At 60.7% G+C, this 15,884-nt stretch carries 13 protein-coding genes and 1 tRNA gene; all 14 read left to right on the top strand.

The genetic code is table 11. From position 1 onward, the window contains the following. Nucleotides 1–199: EF-Tu C-terminal domain-related protein (locus ACDC66_RS14935; protein ID WP_459117388.1), on the top strand; the 199-nt coding region annotated here is incomplete at its 5' end. A 99-nt stretch (nucleotides 200–298) separates the two neighbouring features. Beyond that, nucleotides 299–374: transfer RNA gene (locus ACDC66_RS14930), tRNA-Trp, on the top strand. 21 nt (nucleotides 375–395) lie between these two features. After that, nucleotides 396–773, top strand: a complete 378-nt coding sequence (gene secE / locus ACDC66_RS14925) for a preprotein translocase subunit SecE (RefSeq protein WP_376697536.1) — start codon at nucleotides 396–398, stop codon at nucleotides 771–773. Next, complete coding sequence (gene nusG / locus ACDC66_RS14920; RefSeq protein WP_376697535.1) at nucleotides 773–1,306, top strand: transcription termination/antitermination protein NusG; 534 nt, start codon at nucleotides 773–775, stop codon at nucleotides 1,304–1,306. The genes secE and nusG overlap by 1 nt, the downstream gene beginning before the upstream one ends. A gap of 189 nt (nucleotides 1,307–1,495) precedes the next feature. Further along, nucleotides 1,496–1,930, top strand: coding sequence for a 50S ribosomal protein L11 (rplK, locus tag ACDC66_RS14915; RefSeq protein WP_376697534.1), 435 nt, complete (start codon nucleotides 1,496–1,498; stop codon nucleotides 1,928–1,930). Further along, entirely contained in the window at nucleotides 1,930–2,622 is a 693-nt protein-coding gene (gene rplA, locus ACDC66_RS14910; RefSeq protein WP_376697533.1) for a 50S ribosomal protein L1, read from the top strand. Before rplK ends, rplA begins: the two co-directional genes overlap by 1 nt. 329 nt (nucleotides 2,623–2,951) lie before the next feature. Continuing rightward, the gene (rplJ, locus tag ACDC66_RS14905; protein WP_376697532.1) at nucleotides 2,952–3,479 is read left to right on the top strand and encodes a 50S ribosomal protein L10; all 528 of its coding nucleotides are present in this window, start codon (nucleotides 2,952–2,954) and stop codon (nucleotides 3,477–3,479) included. A 36-nt stretch (nucleotides 3,480–3,515) separates the two neighbouring features. Beyond that, a complete protein-coding gene (gene rplL, locus ACDC66_RS14900; protein WP_376697531.1) occupies nucleotides 3,516–3,896 on the top strand; it encodes a 50S ribosomal protein L7/L12 in 381 nt (126 codons plus the stop codon). Nucleotides 3,897–4,068: 172 nt separating this feature from the next. Further along, entirely contained in the window at nucleotides 4,069–8,154 is a 4,086-nt protein-coding gene (gene rpoB, locus ACDC66_RS14895; RefSeq protein ID WP_376697530.1) for a DNA-directed RNA polymerase subunit beta, read from the top strand. 19 nt (nucleotides 8,155–8,173) lie between these two features. After that, nucleotides 8,174–12,391 (top strand): DNA-directed RNA polymerase subunit beta', encoded by a 4,218-nt coding sequence (rpoC, locus tag ACDC66_RS14890; protein ID WP_376697529.1) that lies wholly within the window; start codon nucleotides 8,174–8,176, stop codon nucleotides 12,389–12,391. Between the two features lie 370 nt (nucleotides 12,392–12,761). Next, nucleotides 12,762–13,136, top strand: a complete 375-nt coding sequence (gene rpsL / locus ACDC66_RS14885) for a 30S ribosomal protein S12 (protein WP_116898745.1) — start codon at nucleotides 12,762–12,764, stop codon at nucleotides 13,134–13,136. Nucleotides 13,137–13,148: 12 nt separating this feature from the next. After that, nucleotides 13,149–13,619, top strand: a complete 471-nt coding sequence (gene rpsG / locus ACDC66_RS14880) for a 30S ribosomal protein S7 (protein WP_376697528.1) — start codon at nucleotides 13,149–13,151, stop codon at nucleotides 13,617–13,619. A 26-nt stretch (nucleotides 13,620–13,645) separates the two neighbouring features. Next, a complete protein-coding gene (gene fusA / locus ACDC66_RS14875; RefSeq protein ID WP_376697527.1) occupies nucleotides 13,646–15,739 on the top strand; it encodes an elongation factor G in 2,094 nt (697 codons plus the stop codon). A 31-nt stretch (nucleotides 15,740–15,770) separates the two neighbouring features. After that, a partial coding sequence (locus ACDC66_RS14870) for a GTP-binding protein (RefSeq protein WP_376697537.1) occupies nucleotides 15,771–15,884 on the top strand: 114 nt, incomplete at its 3' end.

Here is a 15,884-nt window from a genome sequence, read left to right as displayed (position 1 = left end):
GCAGTTCTACTTCCGCACGACCGACGTGACGGGCGACTGCCAGCTTCCGGAAGGCACGGAGATGGTGATGCCGGGCGACAACGTCCAGATGACGGTGGAACTGATTGCGCCGATCGCCATGGAAGAAGGCCTGCGCTTCGCCATTCGCGAAGGCGGTCGCACCGTTGGCGCCGGCGTGGTGTCGAAGATTATTGAATGATGTAAGGATTCAGGGTTCAGGTTTCAGGGTTCAGGCCGCGGCTTCGCTGCGAGATTCCTCGACCCTGAAACCTTCGGCCTGAAACCTGAAACCTGTTGAAGGCGAGTAGCTCAATTGGCAGAGCAGCGGTCTCCAAAACCGCAGGTTGGGGGTTCGAGTCCCTCCTCGCCTGCCACTGAACAATCAAGGCAACTTAATGGCTGCTGAAAAGACGTCTGCACGCGACTACCTGTTCTGGTCCATGGGGCTGCTCATCGTGGCCGCCGGCTTCTACGGGTTCTACCAGTTTGCCGGTGAAGTCATGACGCCCATTCGGGCGGCCGGGCTGCTGGTTTCGTTCGTGATCGCGGCTTTCGTGATCGCACAGACCACGCGTGGGCGGGAATTCTTCTCGTTTCTGCGCGAGGCGGACGTGGAGCGTCGCAAGGTTGTCTGGCCGTCGCGTAACGAGACGGTGCAGACCACCCTGGTGGTCATCGTGATAACCATCATCGCGGCCATCATGCTGTTCCTGATGGATACGTTGTTCGGCTGGGTCGTTCGTCAATTGATCGGCGCCGCCGGAGGAAATTGATGGCCAAGCAGTGGTACGTCGTTCACGCCTACTCGGGTTTCGAGAAGGCAGCCAAGCGCTCCCTCGAGGAGCGCATCAAGCGCGCTGGCATGGAAGACATGTTCGGCGAGATTCTCGTGCCCACCGAAGAGGTGGTCGAGATGCGCAAGGGCGTTAAACGCCGCAGCGAACGCAAGTTCTTCCCGGGATACGTGCTCGTCGAAATGGAGATGAACGATGACACCTGGCACCTGGTCAAGGACGTGCCCAAGGTGATGGGTTTCATCGGCGGTCGCCAGGATCGGCCGGCGCCGATCAGCAAGGCCGAGGCGGATGCCATCCTCCAGCGCGTGCAGGAAGGTGTCGACAAGCCGCGCCCGAAGGTGCTGTTCGAGCCGGGCGAGATGGTCCGGGTCACGGAAGGCCCGTTCAACGATTTCAGTGGTGTGGTCGAAGAGATCAACTACGAAAAGAGCCGGCTGCGTGTGGCGGTATCGATCTTCGGTCGATCCACGCCCGTGGAGCTGGACTTTACACAGGTCGAAAAACTGTAACGCAGGGCGTTCCATTTTTTCGATCCCGGACGCGCGAAGCGCGATCCGGGGTCCCCTTCGGACGGCGCTGCGTCGTAGGAAGGGGAGGATAAGGAACCCGGGCCTGAGTTTCAGCCCGGCATTTGAAACCAAACGGGGAGCCGCGTGTCTGACATGGCCCGGCGCCAGGACCCGAGGAGATGATACAACATGGCTAAGAAAGTCACCGGTTACATCAAGCTGCAGGTGCCGGCCGGCCAGGCCAATCCGAGCCCGCCCGTGGGCCCGGCCCTGGGCCAGCACGGCGTCAATATCATGGAGTTCTGCAAGGCGTTCAACGCCCAGACCCAGGATACCGAACAGGGCCTTCCCATTCCGGTCGTGATTACCGTTTTCAATGACCGAAGCTTCAGTTTCGTCACCAAGACTCCGCCGGCAGCCGTTTTGCTGCGCAAGGCGGCCAAGATCCAGAAGGGTTCCGGTGAGCCGAACACCAACAAGGTGGGAACGGTCACGCGTGAACAGCTGGAAGAAATCGCCAAGATGAAAGAGCCCGACCTGACGGCGGCCAGCATGGACGCCGCGGTGCGCACCATTGCAGGTAGCGCCCGCAGCATGGGCCTGAATGTGGAAGGAGTCGAGTGATGGCCAAGTCAAAGCGTATTCGCGCAATTCGCGAGCAAATCGAGCCGGGCAAGGCCTATGGCCTCGACGAGGCCCTGGACCTGCTCAAGTCGATGAGCAAGGTCAAGTTCACCGAGTCGGTGGACGTTGCCGTTCGTCTTGGCGTTGATCCGCGCAAGTCGGACCAGGTTGTTCGGGGCGCGCTGGTGCTGCCGCACGGCACGGGCAAGAGCGTCCGCGTTGCCGTGTTCGCCCAGGGTGAGAACGCCGAAAAGGCCGAGGCCGCCGGCGCCGATATCGTCGGTATGGATGATCTGGCCGAAACGATCAAGGGCGGAACGATTGATTTCGATGTCTGCATCGCCACCCCCGATGCCATGCGTGTCGTCGGCAAGCTCGGCCAGGTACTGGGTCCGCGCGGTTTGATGCCGAATCCCAAGGTTGGCACGGTGACGACCGACGTCGAGACGGCAGTCAAGAATGCCAAGGCTGGACAGGTGCAGTTCCGCACAGACAAGGCCGGCATCGTGCACAGTACGATCGGCAAGGCAGATTTCGAGGCCAACGCCCTGCGCGAGAATCTTCAGGCGCTGGTCGGCGAGCTGGTCAAGGCCAAGCCGCCGGCCGCCAAGGGTCAGTATCTGCGCAAGATTGCACTGTCGACCACGATGGGCCCTGGGCTGATCGTCGATACGAGCAGTTTGAGCGTTTAAAGAACAGTGTGAAGTGTTCAGTGTGAAGTGTGAAGAAGGGCTTCGCTGAACGCTTCGAGTGAATTGGAATTTGGAGGTGTGTTGAAACTTAACACTCTCCAGGTCGGGCGTTCGCTCCCCCAGGGGAGCGCCCGTCCAAGACCGCGGGTCGAGGCCGGCGCGAGCCGGCAGCGGTAATGGTTCGAAAGAACCGCCCGCGCAGATGGTGTCGCCCGATTATCCCGAGTTTACGGGAGAAACGGCCACCAGTTAGGTCCGGTCCTTCGGGTCCGGAATGGTATGGATTGCCGGGGAATATCCCGGTGGTTCGAACTCAATGGAGGTAGCCAATGGCGCTCACACTTGAGCAGAAGAAGGCAGTGGTGGCGGAAGTCGCCGATGCGGCGAAGTCTGCACACTCTGCAGTTGCTGCCGAGTACCGTGGGCTGACCGTCAGCGACATGACCGAACTGCGCAGCAAGGCGCGCAGTGAAGGTGTGTATCTGAAGGTTGCCAAGAACACGTTGGTCAAGCGTGCCGTTGAGGGTACGGACTTCGAATGCATGAGCGAGGGCCTGACGGGCCCGCTGCTGTTTGCGTTTTCCATGGAAGACCCCGGCGCGGCTGCGCGTCTGGTCAAGAATTATTCCAAGGAGAACGACAAGCTGGTTGCCCGCCTGGTGGCGGTCGGTGCCGAGCTTCACGATGCCAGTGAACTCGAGCGCCTGGCCAAGCTGCCGACGCGCGATCAGGCAATCGCCATGCTGATGGGTGTCATGAAGGCGCCGATCGAGAAGTTTGTCCGCACCCTTGCCGAGCCGCACACCAAGCTGGTTCGCACGGTCGCGGCGGTTCGCGACAGCAAGCAAGCTGCCTGATTTATTCAATATCGAAACATTCTGGAGTTAAAGAAAATGGCCGTTTCAAAAGACGATATTCTCGAAACCATTTCCGAAATGAGCGTGATGGAGGTTGTTGACCTCATCGAAGCCATGGAAGAAAAGTTCGGTGTTTCCGCTGCCGCTCCGGTGGCCGTTGCTGGCGCTGCTGCCGGCGGCGACGAAGGTGGTGCTGCTGAAGAGCAGACCGAATTCGACGTGGTTCTTGCCAGCTTCGGCGACAACAAGGTTGGCGTCATCAAGGCCGTCCGTGGTATCACGGGCCTGGGCCTGAAGGAAGCCAAGGAGTTGGTCGAAGGTGCGCCTACTCCGGTCAAGGAAGGCGTGGAAAAGGACGAAGCGGAAGACATCAAGAAGCAGCTGGAAGAGGCGGGTGCGACCGTCGAGGTCAAGTAACCATTCTGCCTGTTCAGTTGTTTGATGGAAGTAGGGCTGGGTGCCGACAAGGTGCCCGGCCCGCTCCCGTTTGTGCCACGCAAGTGGTCGCTGCCCAGGGATGTAACCGGGTGCCATGGCAGCATTGTATGAAAAGTCCCGGCCGATGCAATACCAGGTGGGAAGAACGCTCATGAGCTACTCCTTCACGGAAAAGAAGCGTATTCGCAAGAATTTCGGCAAGCACCCCCAGGTGCTCGAAGTGCCGTTTTTGCTCGCAACGCAGATCGACTCTTACAAACAATTCCTGCAGTCGGGCGTCGCTGAAGGCGACCGTCAGGAAGTCGGGCTGCACGGTGCGCTGAGCTCGGTGTTTCCGATAACCAGCTATTCCGGCAACGCCGCCCTGGAATACGTCAATTACGAGCTTGGCGGTCCCGAGTTCGACGTGACCGAATGCAAGCTCAGGGGCATGAGTTACACCGCACCCCTGCGCGTCAAGGTTCGCCTGATCATCTACGACAAGGAGAGCCCTGCCAAGAACAAGCGGGTCAAGGAAGTCAAGGAGCAGGACGTCTACATGGGCGATCTGCCGCTGATGACCGACACCGGCACGTTCATCGTCAACGGCACCGAGCGAGTGATCGTCAACCAGATGCACCGTTCCCCTGGTGTGTTCTACGATCACGACAAGGGCAAAACCCATTCCTCGGGCAAGCTGCTCTATTCGGCCCGCGTGATTCCATATCGCGGTTCGTGGCTCGATTTCGAGTACGACCCGAAGGATTGCATCTTTACGCGCATCGATCGTCGTCGCAAGCTGCCGGTGACGATCCTGTTGCGTGCATTGGGCATGACCGAAGAGGAAATGCTCGACTATTTCTTCGAGAAGACGAAGGTGACACTGCGCAAGGGCGATGCCAAGATCGACCTGGTGCCGCAGCGCCTGCGCGGTGAGTCGGCGCTGTTTGACATTGTCGGCAAAGACGGCAAGGTCATTGTCGAGAAAGACAAGCGCATTACGGCGCGCCACGTCAAGCTCATCGAGGAGTCCGGCGTCAAGGCCCTGGACGTTCCCGACGACTATCTCATCGGCAAGATTCTGGCCCACGATATCGTCGACACCGAGTCCGGCGAACTGGTCGCCAAGGCCAATGACGAGATTACCGAGGAAGCCCTCGAGGCGATGCGCGAAGCCAAGGTCAAGCGCTTCGACGTGCTCTATGTCAACGACCTCGACCAGGGCCCCTATATTTCCAACACCCTGCGCATCGACCCGACGAGCAGCGAGCTCGAGGCATTGTGGGAGATCTACAAGATGATGCGCCCGGGGGAGCCGCCGACCAAGGAAGCGGCGCAGAACCTGTTCACCAATCTGTTCTTCTCTGCAGACCGCTACGATCTCTCCGCGGTCGGGCGCATGAAGTTCAATCGTCGCGTGGGTCGCAAGGAAATCGAGGGTCCGGGTGTCCTGGACCGCGACGACATCCTTGATGTCCTGCGCGTCCTGATCGATATCCGCAACGGCCACGGCACGGTCGACGATATCGACCACCTCGGTAATCGTCGCGTGCGTTCCGTCGGCGAGATGGCTGAGAACAGCTTCCGTATCGGCCTGGTGCGCGTCGAGCGCGTGGTGCGTGAGCGCCTGACCACGGTCGAGAGCGAGGGCTCTTCGCCGCAGGATCTGATCAACGCCAAGCCGGTTGCGGCGGCGATCAAGGAGTTTTTCGGCTCCTCGCAGCTGTCGCAATTCATGGATCAGAACAACCCGCTTTCGGAGGTCACGCACAAACGCCGTGTTTCCGCGCTGGGCCCGGGTGGCCTGACGCGCGAGCGCGCCGGATTCGAGGTGCGCGACGTTCACCCGACGCACTACGGCCGCCTGTGTCCCATCGAGACGCCGGAAGGTCCGAACATCGGCCTGATCAACTCATTGGCCTGCTATGCCCGGACCAACCAGTACGGTTTCCTGGAGACCGCCTATCGCAAGGTCAAGGGCGGCAAGGTGACCGACAAGGTCGAGTACCTCTCGGCGATTGAGGAAGGCGAATACGTGATTGCCCAGGCGAATGCCGACCTGGACAAGAACAAGAAATTCAAGGACGAGCTGATCCCGTGCCGCTTCCAGGGCGAGTTTACGCTCAAGCGTCCGGACGAGATCGAGTACATGGACGTCTCCCCTCGCCAGATCGTGTCGGTGGCTGCATCACTGGTTCCGTTTCTCGAACATGATGATGCCAACCGCGCGCTGATGGGCTCCAACATGCAGCGCCAGGCCGTGCCGACGCTGCGCGTCGACAAGCCGTTGGTGGGGACCGGGATGGAGCGCGCTGTCGCTACCGACTCCGGTGTGACCACCGTTGCTCTGCGTGGCGGCACGGTCGACCAGGTGGATGCCGGCCGTATCGTGGTACGCGCCAACGATGACGAGGTGGGCGAAAACGACCCGGGCGTGGATATCTACAACCTGGTCAAGTACGAGCGCTCCAACCAGAATACCTGCATGAACCAGCGCCCGCTGGTGAAGGTGGGTGATGTCATCCAGAAGAAGGACGTGCTTGCCGACGGTCCGTCGACCGACCTGGGCGAGCTGGCGCTGGGCCAGAACATGCTCGTCGCCTTCATGCCCTGGAATGGCTACAACTTCGAGGACTCCATCCTGATCTCCGAGCGCGTCGTCGAAGAGGATCGCTTCACCTCGATTCACATCGAGGAGCTGACCTGTGTGGCCCGCGATACCAAACTGGGTTCGGAGGAAATTTCCGGCGATATCCCCAACGTGGGCGAATCGACCCTGGCCAAACTCGACGAGTCGGGGATTGTCTACATTGGCGCCGAAGTCAAGGCCGGCGATATCCTGGTCGGCAAGGTCACGCCCAAGGGCGAGGCCCAGCTGACCCCGGAAGAGAAGCTCCTGCGCGCCATCTTCGGCGAGAAAGCGTCCGACGTGAAGGACACCAGCCTGCGTGTGCCGACCGGCATGGATGGGACGGTTATCGACGTGCAGGTCTTCACGCGCGAGGGCGTGGACAAGGACGCGCGTGCCATCGCGATCGAGAAGGACGAAATTCGCCAGGTTCGAAAGGACCTCGACGATCAGCTGCGCATCATGGAAGACGCCATTTTCGCGCGACTGGAGTCGGTGCTCGTCGGCAAGATCGCAGACAAGGGACCCTCTGGCCTGAAGAAGGGCGCCAAGGTAACCCAGGACTATCTCCAGGAGCTCAAGCGCGACGACTGGTTCAAGCTTCGCATGCGCAATGAGGAGGCCCAGGAGCTGCTCGAGCGTGCTGCGCGCCAGATCGAGGCCCAACGCAAGGCCTTCGACAAGCGCTTCGAGGAAAAGAAGGAAAAGATCACGCGCGGTGATGAGTTGGCGCCGGCAGTGCTCAAGATGGTCAAGGTCTACCTGGCCGTCAAGCGCCATATGCAGCCCGGTGACAAGATGGCAGGGCGCCACGGTAACAAGGGCGTGATCTCGACCATCGTCCCGACCGAGGACATGCCGTTCATGGACGACGGTACGCCGGTCGATCTCGTGCTCAACCCGCTGGGCGTGCCTTCGCGCATGAACATCGGTCAGGTGCTCGAAACACACCTTGGGCTCGCCGCACGTGGCCTGGGTCGCAAGATCGAGCAAATGGTCGAAGCCAAGGAAAAGACGGAGAACGTCCGCAAGTTCCTGGGTGAGATCTACAACTCCGACCAGGACGGTCGCGTCGACATGAAGCAATTCAATGCCGGCGAAATCTCTGAGATGGCCGAGAACCTCAAGGGCGGTGTGCCAATGGCGACACCGGTCTTCGACGGCGCCGACGAAGACGAGATCAAGAAGCTTCTGAAGATGGGCGACATGCCGGAAACGGGGCAGATGATCCTCCATGACGGCCGCACCGGTAATCCGTTCGATCGTCCGGTGACGGTGGGCTACATGTACATGCTCAAGCTCAACCACCTGGTCGACGACAAGATGCACGCTCGTTCGACCGGTCCGTACTCGCTGGTTACGCAGCAACCGCTGGGCGGCAAGGCCCAGTTCGGCGGCCAGCGATTCGGCGAAATGGAGGTCTGGGCGCTTGAGGCCTACGGCGCAGCCTATACGCTGCAGGAAATGCTCACCGTCAAGTCCGACGATGTGCAGGGCCGCAACCAGATGTACAAGTCCATTGTCGACGGCAATTATCAGATGACTGCGGGAATGCCGGAGTCCTTCAACGTGCTGGTGAAGGAAATTCGCTCGCTGGGCATCAACATCGAACTCGAAGAATCATCCTGATCTCAGGAGGAGGCAGCAAGTGCGCGACCTTTTCAATCTCTACAAGCGTCAGAACCAGGTTACGGAATTCGACGCGATTCGCATCGGGCTGGCTCCACCGGAGCTGATCCGTTCCTGGTCTTTCGGCGAGGTCAAGAAGCCGGAGACCATTAATTACCGGACCTTCAAGCCTGAGCGGGAGGGCCTGTTCTGCGCCGCCATCTTCGGGCCGGTCAAGGACTACGAGTGCCTTTGCGGCAAGTACAAGCGCATGAAGCACCGTGGTGTGAAGTGCGAAAAGTGCGGCACCGAGGTCACGCTGACCAAGGTCAGGCGCGAGCGTATGGGCCACATCGATCTGGCCTCGCCGGTCGCCCATATCTGGTTCCTGAAGTCGCTGCCGAGCCGCATCGGCCTGATGCTCGACATGACGCTCCGGGATATCGAGCGCATCCTCTACTTCGAATCCTACCTGGTGCTGGATCCGGGCATGACCATGCTCGAGCGCGGCCAGTTGCTGACCGACGAGGAATACCTCGACGCGATGCAGGAATACGGTGACGAGTTCGATGCCCGCATGGGCGCCGAGGCCGTGTTCGAGCTGCTCAAGAATATCGATCTCACGTCCGAGTTGGCCCAGTTGCGCGAGGATATCGCGGCGACCAATTCCGAGACCAAGATCAAGCGCCTGTCGAAGCGGATCAAGCTGATGGAGGCGTTCCTCGAATCGGGTAACCGACCCGAGTACATGGTGCTGACCGTTTTGCCGGTGCTGCCGCCGGACCTGCGTCCGCTGGTGCCGCTCGACGGCGGTCGGTTCGCGACTTCGGATCTCAACGACCTCTATCGCCGCGTCATCAATCGCAACAACCGTCTCAAGCGCCTGCTGGAGCTGAATGCGCCGGATATCATCGTGCGCAACGAAAAGCGCATGCTGCAGGAGTCGGTCGACGCGCTGCTCGACAACGGCCGTCGTGGTCGCGCCATTACGGGCACCAACAAGCGCCCGTTGAAGTCACTGGCCGACATGATCAAGGGCAAGCAGGGGCGCTTCCGCCAGAACCTGCTGGGCAAGCGAGTCGACTACTCCGGTCGTTCGGTCATCGTCGTCGGTCCCACGCTCAAGCTGCACGAGTGCGGCCTGCCCAAGAAAATGGCGCTGGAGCTGTTCAAGCCTTTCATTTTCTCGAAGCTGCAGCGTCGCGGCCTGGCCATGACCATCAAGGCGGCCAAGAAGCTGGTCGAACGTGAAGAGCCGGAAGTCTGGGATATCCTCGAGGAGGTCATCCGCGAGCACCCGGTTCTGCTCAACCGCGCGCCGACGCTTCACCGCCTGGGTATCCAGGCCTTCGAGCCGGTGCTGGTCGAGGGCAAGGCTATCCAGCTGCATCCGCTGGTCTGTACTGCCTTCAACGCCGACTTCGACGGCGACCAGATGGCCGTTCACGTCCCGCTCTCGCTGGAAGCTCAGCTCGAAGCGCGCGCGATGATGATGTCGACCAACAACATTCTCTCGCCCGCCAACGGCGAGCCGATCATCGTGCCGACGCAGGACGTCGTGCTGGGTCTCTACTACATGACCCGCAAGAACGCCGGCGCCAGGGGCGAGGGCATGGCTTTCTCGAGCGTGGCCGAGGTCAATCGTGCCTACTCGAACCTGCAGGTCGAGCTGCAGGCGGCCGTGACCGTACGCATTCGCGAGATCGAGATCGACGAGGACGGCAACGAAACCGAGGTCTTCAACCGCTACGAAACAACTGTAGGCCGCGCGCTGTTGCGCGAGATCCTGCCGATGGGTCTCCCGTTCGAACTGGTCAATCAGGTGCTCAAGAAGAAGCAGATTTCGCGCCTGATCGACGAGAGTTACCGCAAGATGGGTCTCAAGAAGACCGTGGTTTTCGCCGACCAGTTGATGTACACCGGCTTTCACTACTCCACGCAGGCCGGGGTGTCGATCTGTCTCGACGACCTGCAGGTGCCGCCCGAGAAGAAGGCCATCCTGGAGCGGGCCGAAAAGGAAGTGGTCGACATCCAGAACCAGTATTCCTCCGGTGTAGTGACTGCTGGTGAGCGCTACAACAAGGTGGTCGACATCTGGTCGCGCACCAACGAGGAGGTCGCGCGCGCGATGATGAAGCGCATCGGCAAGCGCGTCCGTATCGATGTTGACGGCAATGAGGTCGAGGAAGACTCCATGAACTCGATCTACATCATGGCCGATTCCGGTGCACGTGGTTCGGCAGCGCAGATCCGGCAGCTCGCCGGCATGCGCGGCCTGATGGCCAAGCCTGACGGCTCGATCATCGAGACCCCCATTACGGCGAACTTCCGCGAAGGCCTGAACGTCCTGCAGTACTTCATCTCCACTCACGGTGCCCGTAAGGGTCTGGCCGATACGGCGCTCAAGACCGCCAACTCGGGTTACCTGACGCGTCGCCTGGTTGACGTGGCCCAGGACCTGGTCGTGATCGAGGAAGACTGCGGTACCGAACAGGGCCTGGAAATGCTGCCGATCGTCGAAGGCGGTGATGTCGTCGAGCCGCTGGGTGAGCGAATCCTGGGTCGCCTGGTGGCCGAAGATATCTACCCGGCCGACAGCGACGAGGCGCTTTGCCCCCGCGGCACGCTGCTCGACGAGGAATGGGTCGAAACGCTGGAAGAGAACGGCATCGATCGCGTGCTGGTGCGTTCGCCGATCACCTGCGAGACGCGGCACGGAATCTGCGCGGCCTGCTACGGTCGTGATCTGGCGCGAGGGACGATGGTCAACCAGGGTGAGGCCGTGGGCGTGATCGCAGCACAGTCCATCGGCGAGCCGGGCACGCAGCTGACGATGCGCACTTTCCACATCGGTGGTGCCGCCTCACGCTCCGTCGCGATCGACCATATCGAAGTCAAGTCCAACGGTTCTGTTCGACTGTACAACCTGAAATCGGTCGAAAACGTCGAAGGCAAGCTGGTCGCAGTGTCGCGCTCCGGTGAGTTGTCGGTCATCGACAGCCATGGTCGCGAGCGCGAACGCTACAAGATTCCGTACGGTGCGCTGTTGCACATCAAGGAAGGCGACAAGGTCGAGGTCGGTCAGCAGGTTGCCAACTGGGATCCGCATACCCACCCTGTCGTGGCCGAACTGGCTGGTGTGGCCAGCTTCCACGACTTCATTTCGGGTGTGACCGTTACCGAAGAGGTCGACGAGGTCACCGGCCTGACTTCCATGGTCGTCACCGACCCGAAGAAGCGGGGCTCGGAGGGCAAGGACCTCCGGCCAATGATCCGCCTGCTCGACAAGAAGGGCAAGGTGCTCAATATTCCGGGAACCGAGCAGCCGGCGCAGTACTATCTGCCGGCCGAGGCGGTCATCAACTGTACCGACGGGCAAGAAATCAAGGTCGGCGACGTGGTCGCGCGCATTCCGCAGGCATCGTCCAAGACCCGCGACATTACGGGCGGTCTGCCGCGAGTGGCTGACTTGTTCGAAGCACGCAAGCCCAAGGAAGGCGCGATTCTTGCCGAAGCCTCCGGCGTGGTCAGCTACGGCAAGGAAACCAAGGGCAAGCAGCGTCTCGTGATCACCGACGAAAACGGCGATACCCACGAGGAGTTGATTCCCAAGTGGCGCCAGGTTCTGGTGTTCGAAGGCGAACATGTTGCCAAGGGTGAAACGGTGGTCGACGGCGAACCCAATCCGCACGATATCCTGCGGCTCCTGGGTGTCGAGCGGCTGGCGGACTACCTGGTCCAGGAGATTCAGGACGTCTACCGCCTGCAGGGTGTGGGTATCAACGACAAGCATATCGAGGTTGTTATCCGCCAGATGCTGCGCAAGGTCGAAATCACCGACCCGGGCGACAGCACCTTCCTCAGGGGCGAGCAGGTGGAAGGCATCCGCGCCCTGGAAGAGGCCGAGCGCCTCGAGCAGGCCAGCCAGTTTCCGCCGCGTTACCAGTCGGTGCTTCTTGGGATCACCAAGGCATCCCTGGCGACCGAGTCCTTCATCTCGGCGGCCTCCTTCCAGGAGACCACGCGCGTGCTGACCGATGCGGCCGTCCGCGGCACCGTCGATCACCTGCGCGGTCTGAAGGAGAACGTCATTGTTGGGCGTCTCATTCCGGCGGGTACGGGGCGAATCGCCGCCGAGCGCCGCAAGGAGGGCGGTCACGAGGAGGCCGATGCCGAACTGGCCGCGCTGCTGCGGGCCTCTGACGCCGAAGAAGCGCCGCAGGTTGAGGAGTCAGCCGGCGGGGACGCCGAAGAGTAGGGCCTTTCGGTTGTGCTGCGGCGTCGGGCTTCCGGCGCCGCGGCATTAACCCCAAATCCGAAATTCGAAGCACCAAATACGAAACAAATTCGAAATCTGAATGGCCGAAACGGCTGCCACGGCCGCGCTGTGGCGCCGGGGTTCTACGTTTAGAGCATTCGAATTTTGGTCATTCGTGCTTGTTTCGGATTTGGTGCTTCGGATTTCGGATTTTTGGCCTCTGGCCTGGGCGCCAAGCCCCAAACTGCCCGCCCGGCTTAATTAGCCGGCAGCAGGTATTGACACACCCCACACAACCCCTTAGAATTCTCGTTCTTCGGCAGGCCGGATTTGCGGCCTGTCGTTTGTTTTCTTGAGATACCAAAAAGTTATGGCCACGATCAATCAATTGGTCCGCAAACCGAGGCGGCCGCAGGAACAAAAATCCAACGTGCCGGCGCTGGAGGCTTCGCCTCAAAAGCGTGGCGTGTGCACGCGAGTGTACACCACGACCCCGAAGAAGCCCAATTCGGCGCTCCGGAAGGTCGCGCGTGTCCGGCTGACCAATGGCTACGAAGTCACCAGCTACATCGGTGGCGAGGGTCACAACCTCCAGGAGCACTCCGTGGTCCTGATTCGTGGCGGTCGTGTAAAGGACCTTCCCGGTGTGCGTTACCACACCGTGCGCGGCAGCCTGGACACCGCAGGTGTCTCTGATCGCCGCCAGGGTCGCTCCAAGTACGGCGCCAAGCGTCCGAAGAACTGACGGAATTAGACAATGTCCCGCAAGCATTCGAATTTTGAGCGCGACATCCTGCCCGACCCACGGTTCGGCAGCGAAATGATCGCCCGCTTCATCAACATGGTGATGATGGACGGCAAGAAGTCCGTCGCCGAGCGCATCGTCTACGGTGCGATCGAGGAGATGGAAAGCAAGGGTCAGGCAGAGCCGCTGGCCGCTGTCGAAAAGGCGCTCGATAATGTCGCGCCGTCGGTCGAGGTCAAGTCTCGCCGTGTCGGTGGCGCCACCTATCAGGTGCCGGTGGAAGTGCGTCCCAAGCGTCAGCATGCGCTGGCCATGCGCTGGCTGATCGATGCCGCTCGCAAGCGGGGCGAGAACACCATGCCGCGCCGATTGGCCGGAGAGCTTCTCGACGCCATGGAAGAGCGCGGTTCTGCCGTCAAGAAACGCGAAGATACCCATCGGATGGCCGAAGCCAACAAGGCTTTCGCCCATTACCGCTGGTAGGCAGTCAAGTAACCGAGGTTTTTGAAGTGTCACGCAAAGTCTCCATCGAGCGTTATCGGAATATCGGCATCATGGCTCACATCGATGCCGGCAAGACGACGACGACCGAGCGCATCCTGTTCTACACCGGCATTTCGCACAAGCTGGGCGAAGTGCATGACGGCAATGCTGTCATGGACTGGATGGAGCAGGAGCAGGAGCGTGGCATCACCATTACGTCCGCGGCCACGACCTGCTTCTGGCAGGGTATGGACAAGGACTGGCCCCAATACCGCATCAACATCATTGATACCCCGGGGCACGTCGACTTCACCATCGAGGTCGAACGGAGCCTGCGTGTGCTTGATGGCGCCGTAGCCGTTTTCTGTGCAGTTGGTGGTGTGGAGCCGCAGTCCGAGACGGTATGGCGACAGGCCACCAAGTACGCGGTGCCGCGCATGGCCTTCATCAACAAGATGGACCGCATGGGCGCCAATTTCCATCGCGTAGTCGACCAGATCAAGGATCGTCTGGGCGCGCGCCCGGTGCCGATTCAGCTTCCAATTGGCGCGGAAGAGGACTTCGAGGGTGTGGTCGACCTGGTCAGGATGCGTGCCATTTACTGGGACGTGGAGAACATGGGCACCACCTACGAGGCGCGTGATATTCCGGCCGAGTTGGTTGACGAAGCCCGGGCCGCTCACGAGCAGCTGGTCGAGTCCGCCGCCGAGGCTTCCGAGGAAATGATGGAAAAATACCTCGAGAACGGCGAGCTGAGCGACGAGGAGATCATCAAGGGTCTGCGCGATCAGACGCTGGCCAACGAAATCGTGCCCGTTCTCTGCGGTACCGCATTCAAGAACAAGGGCGTACAGGCCCTGCTGGACGCCATCGTCGAGTACATGCCTTCGCCGACGGAAGTGAAGGACATTCGTGGTCTCAACGAGAAGGACGAGGAAGAGCGTCGCCCGTCGACCGACGAAGCGCCGTTTGCCGCCCTCGCGTTCAAGATTGCGACCGATCCCTACGTGGGTTCCCTGACCTTCTTCCGCGTCTACTCCGGCGTGGTCAAGGCCGGCGACACTGTCTTCAATCCCATCAAGGGCAAGAAGGAGCGCGTCGGCCGCCTGCTGCAGATGCACTCCAACTCGCGTGAAGAGATCAAGGAAGTCTACGCGGGTGATATCGCCGCGGCGGTAGGCCTGAAGGATGTCACCACCGGTGACACGCTGTGCGATCCGTCCGACGTGATCACGCTCGAGCGCATGGAGTTTCCGGAGCCGGTTATCGCCGTGGCCGTGGAGCCGAAGTCGAAGGCCGACCAGGAAAAGATGGGTATTGCGCTGGGCAAGCTGGCTCAGGAAGATCCGTCATTCCGCGTGCGCACGGACGAGGAATCGGGCCAGACGATCATCTCCGGCATGGGCGAGCTCCATCTGGACATCATCGTCGACCGCCTCAAGCGCGAGTTCAAGGTCGAGGCGAATGTCGGCAAGCCGCAGGTGGCATACCGCGAAACGATTCGCCAGGCGGTCGAGGCCGAAGGCAAGTTCGTCCGCCAGTCGGGTGGTCGAGGTCAGTACGGACACGTCAAGATCAAGCTCGAGCCCATGGGCGAGGCGGGTGGTTTCGAATTCGTCGACCAGATTGTCGGCGGTGTCGTGCCCAAGGACTACATCAGTTCGGTCGGCAAGGGTATTGAAGAGGCCATGCAGAACGGTGTTCTGGCGGGCTACCCGATGGTTGATATCAAGGCGACGCTGTTTGACGGCTCCTACCATGAAGTCGATTCGAGCGAAATGGCCTTCAAGATTGCCGGTTCCATGGCGTTCAAGGACGGCGCGTTGAAGGCCAAGCCGGTCATACTCGAGCCGGTAATGAAGGTCGAAGCGGTCACACCGGAAGAGTACATGGGCGACGTGATGGGCGACCTGAACCGCCGTCGCGGCACCGTGCAGGGCATGGAAGACGCCCCGGCGGGCAAGATCATCCGAGCGCATGTGCCGCTGTCGGAAATGTTCGGCTACGCCACTGATCTGCGCTCGATGTCGCAGGGTCGTGCCAACTACGTCATGGAGTTTCTCCAGTACGAAGAAGCGCCGAACAGTGTGGCGGAAACCATCATGAAGAAGAGCACCTGAGCTCTAGAGAATTTGAAGAGGAATTGCAGTTATGTCCAAGGCAAAATTTGAACGCACCAAGCCGCACGTCAACGTCGGCACGATTGGTCACGTTGACCACGGCAAGACGACGCTGACGGCGGCGCTGACGAAGGTGTGTGCGGAA

It is taken from the genome of Wenzhouxiangella psychrophila (genome assembly GCF_042310375.1).
Taxonomy (GTDB): Bacteria; Pseudomonadota; Gammaproteobacteria; order Xanthomonadales; family Wenzhouxiangellaceae; genus Wenzhouxiangella.
This window is presented reverse-complemented; position numbering and strand designations above follow the sequence as displayed.

Bases quoted from the DNA above. Each gene is read 5' to 3' on its own strand.
- nusG (WP_376697535.1), top strand. From the start codon at position 773: ATGGCCAAGCAGTGGTACGTCGTTCACGCCTACTCGGGTTTCGAGAAG.
- rplK (WP_376697534.1), top strand. From the start codon at position 1,496: ATGGCTAAGAAAGTCACCGGTTACATCAAGCTGCAGGTGCCGGCCGGC.
- rpsL (WP_116898745.1), top strand. From the start codon at position 12,762: ATGGCCACGATCAATCAATTGGTCCGCAAACCGAGGCGGCCGCAGGAA.
- rpoB (WP_376697530.1), top strand. From the start codon at position 4,069: ATGAGCTACTCCTTCACGGAAAAGAAGCGTATTCGCAAGAATTTCGGC.
- rpsG (WP_376697528.1), top strand. From the start codon at position 13,149: ATGTCCCGCAAGCATTCGAATTTTGAGCGCGACATCCTGCCCGACCCA.
- rplL (WP_376697531.1), top strand. From the start codon at position 3,516: ATGGCCGTTTCAAAAGACGATATTCTCGAAACCATTTCCGAAATGAGC.
- secE (WP_376697536.1), top strand. From the start codon at position 396: ATGGCTGCTGAAAAGACGTCTGCACGCGACTACCTGTTCTGGTCCATG.
- rplA (WP_376697533.1), top strand. From the start codon at position 1,930: ATGGCCAAGTCAAAGCGTATTCGCGCAATTCGCGAGCAAATCGAGCCG.
- rplJ (WP_376697532.1), top strand. From the start codon at position 2,952: ATGGCGCTCACACTTGAGCAGAAGAAGGCAGTGGTGGCGGAAGTCGCC.